The sequence below is a fragment of the Okeania sp. SIO2B9 genome (assembly GCF_010672505.1).
Taxonomy (GTDB): Bacteria; Cyanobacteriota; Cyanobacteriia; order Cyanobacteriales; family Microcoleaceae; genus Okeania; species Okeania hirsuta.
Genome location: NZ_JAAHGK010001673.1, coordinates 1 through 1,312, shown reverse-complemented (window position 1 = coordinate 1,312; position 1,312 = coordinate 1). Strand labels below are relative to the sequence as shown.

General features: G+C 38.3%; 2 protein-coding genes. Both read left to right on the top strand.

Features of this window, described 5'->3' with window-relative positions; all coding sequences use genetic code 11:
- Window positions 1-784: transposase (locus tag F6K13_RS33595; protein WP_287289996.1), on the top strand; the 784-nt coding region annotated here is incomplete at its 5' end.
- Window positions 785-869: 85 nt separating this feature from the next.
- Window positions 870-1,010, top strand: a complete 141-nt coding sequence (locus tag F6K13_RS33590) for a hypothetical protein (protein WP_205127210.1) — start codon at window positions 870-872, stop codon at window positions 1,008-1,010.
- Window positions 1,011-1,312: the final 302 nt, after the last annotated feature.

Below are 1,312 nucleotides of genomic sequence, written 5' to 3'. Positions count from 1 at the left end.
ATCGGCAGTATCAACAAAAGGTATTTACCACACTAAGCTTGGGTTACTCAAATTTTCTGAGCTATTACCTGAGACTTTTGGAGATTGCAGAATAGTTGTTGCTCGAGGACAATATTACCTTTGCTTGCCAGTTGATGCACCAAAACATCCGGCTGAAAATCAAGGCCGGGTTGTAGCATTAGACCCTGGAGTGAGAAACTTCTTAACGCTATTTTCAGAAAATAGTTTTGGTTGGATAGGTTCTGGCGATATTGGCAAAATTCAGAGACTTTGTTATCACTTAGATGATTTGATTTCTAGGCTGACTCAAGCTAAATCTAAAACCAAGCAGCGTATGAAAAAAGCAGCTAATCGAATGAGGTCAAAAATTAGAAACTTGATAGATGAGTTGCACCACAAAACAGCTTTATTTTTGGTTCAAAACTTTGATGTAATTCTGCTGCCAACTTTTGAAGTTTCTCAGATGACAACCAAATCAAGCAGAAAACTCAGAAGTAAATCAGTGAGACAAATGTTGAACTGGGCACACTATAGGTTTGAGCTTTTCTTAAAGCATAAAGCTGTTGAATACAACAAAGTCGTTGTAGATGTAAGTGAAGCCTACACTAGCAAAACCGTTAGCTGGACTGGTGAAATCCTCAACAATTTAGGTGGCAAAAAAGTTGTGACTGGTAACGATGGTTTTCGCCTTGATCGCGACTTAAACGGAGCGCGTGGAATTTTGATCAAAAGCGTGGTAGAAAAATTTTCTACCACATTGGGAGATACCCCCTCAGTAAGTTAATCTTACTGTGCATTGTTAACAATTGTTAGCAAAATAGTATCGGATGGTGTATATTTATCAGTTTGAACCATCCCAATTTTGTTGATTGAAAAACCTTCGTCTTACATTACCTTCAATAGGTTGGGTGCGTCTTGCCAAACCATTACCTGTAACAGCAATACATAATTGTGTGATTTCTCGTACTGCCGATCAATGGTTTATAGCTATTATAGCGGTTTTCAAATAGATAGACTACAGTGGCCAAAGCATTCTCCTACTCCCTACTCCATACTCCCTACTCCCGCGCACCAACAGAATTTTGTAGTCTACTTAAATGAAAAGCGCTGTAAATATGAAGTTGAGAAACCAAGTATTGAAGCACAAAGACCTACAATTGGTGTCGATATTGGAATTAAGGAATTATATCAAATCCGGTAGCATCGGTATAAAAAAATTAAACCTGATAAATTAAGGGATGAATAGTAAGAGTTGGGCGATCGCCATGCCGAGATTGTTAAAGCTAGAACCACACAAAAGTATCGAAGAGTT